The organism is uncultured Corynebacterium sp., from assembly GCF_937999985.1.
Taxonomy (GTDB): domain Bacteria; phylum Actinomycetota; class Actinomycetes; order Mycobacteriales; family Mycobacteriaceae; genus Corynebacterium.
In genome coordinates, this window is the sequence record NZ_CALLDG010000190.1 from 1 (window position 1) to 1,978 (window position 1,978).

Annotated in this window: 2 protein-coding genes; one reads left to right on the forward strand and one right to left on the reverse strand. The window is 62.4% G+C overall.

Annotation, left to right across the window (positions count from 1 at the left end; genetic code table 11):
* The first annotated feature begins 228 nt into the window (after positions 1-228).
* Entirely contained in the window at positions 229-798 is a 570-nt protein-coding gene (locus tag Q0331_RS09020; protein WP_298076032.1) for a vitamin K epoxide reductase family protein, read from the forward strand.
* On the opposite strand, the gene nadE is transcribed toward Q0331_RS09020, so the two are convergent.
* On the reverse strand, positions 795-1,736 hold the full coding sequence (gene nadE / locus Q0331_RS09025) for an ammonia-dependent NAD(+) synthetase (protein ID WP_298076033.1): 942 nt from the start codon (positions 1,734-1,736) through the stop codon (positions 795-797). The two genes, Q0331_RS09020 and nadE, sit on opposite strands and share 4 nt — an antisense overlap.
* Between the last annotated feature and the right edge of the window lie 242 nt (positions 1,737-1,978).

Genomic DNA, 1,978 nt, shown 5'->3' on the forward strand with positions numbered 1-1,978 from the left:
GTCACGGGTTCGAATCCCGTTAGCTCCACAGAACGCATTACCCCAGTTCAGAAATGAGCTGGGGTTTTCTTGTATTTGCTGGGTAATCCACCGTGCTAATCTAATTTCGTTGGAAATCGCCCAGTTCCGCCATGGACAGTGGCCCCAGGCCGATTCACCTCGCGCCAGAAAGTGCTGGTGTGGGCGCGCTGGGACGTGAGGGCGTCAGTAAATAAAGAGAGCGAGCGCATGAACGGTTTAGGTGCTACCAAACGCTTCGGCTACACCTTCCTTGTGCTGTCCACGATCGGGCTGATTTTCTCCGCGCTGATCATGCACGACAAGCTGCAGATGGCGCTGGACCCTAACTTCGAGCCTGCCTGCACTTTCAACGAAGTGATTTCGTGTACGGACGTGATGGCTTCGGATCAGGCATCTGCGTTCGGGTTTTCTAATCCGTTCATCGGGCTGATTGGCTTCCCGGTGATGATGACCCTGGCCGTGATGCTAATTGTGGGGGCGAAGCTGCCGCGCTGGATGTGGTACTGCACGCTTGCCGGGCTGGGGCTGGGCGTGGTGTTTGTACACTGGCTGGCCTACGCTGCGATCTACTCCATCGGCGCGCTGTGCCCCTACTGCATGGCCGTGTGGGCGGCGATCCTGCCGATGTTCGTGATGACGTTGGTGCACATCCAGCGTGAGAAGCGGCGCGAGGCGGGGGAGGACGTTCCGCACTCCGCGCTGGGCATGCCGCTGGTAGTGGTAATCGCCTGGTTCCTGGCGTTTACCGCGCTGATTCTGGATCAGTTCGTTTTCTAGCTGCGCCACCAATCGTCGCGCGGGGTGACCGGCAAGTGCCGCTTGTGGCGCGAGCGGAACCATAGCTTCTCGATGTGCTCGGCGACCTGCGGGTCGATGTCGGCAGCGCCGGTGGTGCTCTCCAGGTAGTCGTCGAGCTGCGTGTACGTCACGCCCAGCGCCTCCTCGTCTGGGAGTGCGGGGCGGTCTTCCTCCAGATCCGCGGTGGGAACCTTTTGCCACGTGCTGTCCGGGGCGCCGAGGTGCTGCAGCAGCGCCGCGCCCTGCCGCTTCGTGAGCCCCGCCAACGGCACCAGATCCGCCGCACCGTCGCCGTGCTTGGTGTAAAAGCCGGTGACTGCCTCTGCTGCGTGATCCGTGCCGACCACCAGCGCGCCGAGCTCACCCGCCAGCGCGTACTGCGCGATCATGCGTTCGCGCGCCTTGATGTTGCCCTTGTTGAAGTCGCTAACCTGCGCGATGCCTAGGGCCTCGCTCGCCGCGCGCGCCGATTCGTCGGTTGCGCCCTTGATATTTACTGTGACGCCCATACTCGGTGCGATAAACTTCAGCGCCACCTGTGCGTCGTCTTCGTCCGCCTGGGTTCCGTAGGGCAGCCGCACGGCGCAGAAGCGGTAGGGCTGCGGCGTATCTGCTCGCTGAGCCTGTGTGCCCTCCTGATTGAGGCGCTCGACCGCCAGCTGACACAGCCTTCCCGCCAGGGTGGAATCCTGGCCGCCAGAGATTCCCAGCACTAGGGCGCGAACTCCCGTGGCCTGCATGTAGTCGGCGATGAACTGCACGCGGCGCTCTACCTCCTCGGCGGGCTTGATGGTGGGGCGCACCCCTAGCTCTGCGATGATCTGCGCGTGTAGCGGGCGCGCGCCCGGGCGCTCGGCGCCGCTAGTGCTGCCGGGGTTGTTGGGGGTGTGGTTCGGCTGGTTTGCGGAAGGGCTCATGGGTTAGATGCTAGTCCGCAGGGGAGCGCGGGGTGCTCGGGCAGTCTATTTGCACTTATTTGGTTTTGGAGTCTGCGATGGGTAAACTCATCGTTTGTGTTTGTGCCGGGCGGCATGAACGGGCTTTAGTCTGTAAGCCTGTACTGCCTGGCGATGTAAGAAAGTCGATGAGGAAAGGAGCGCCCGATGAAGGTCCGCAAGTCCCTTCGGTCGCTGAAGAACAAGCCGGGCGCTCAGGTCGT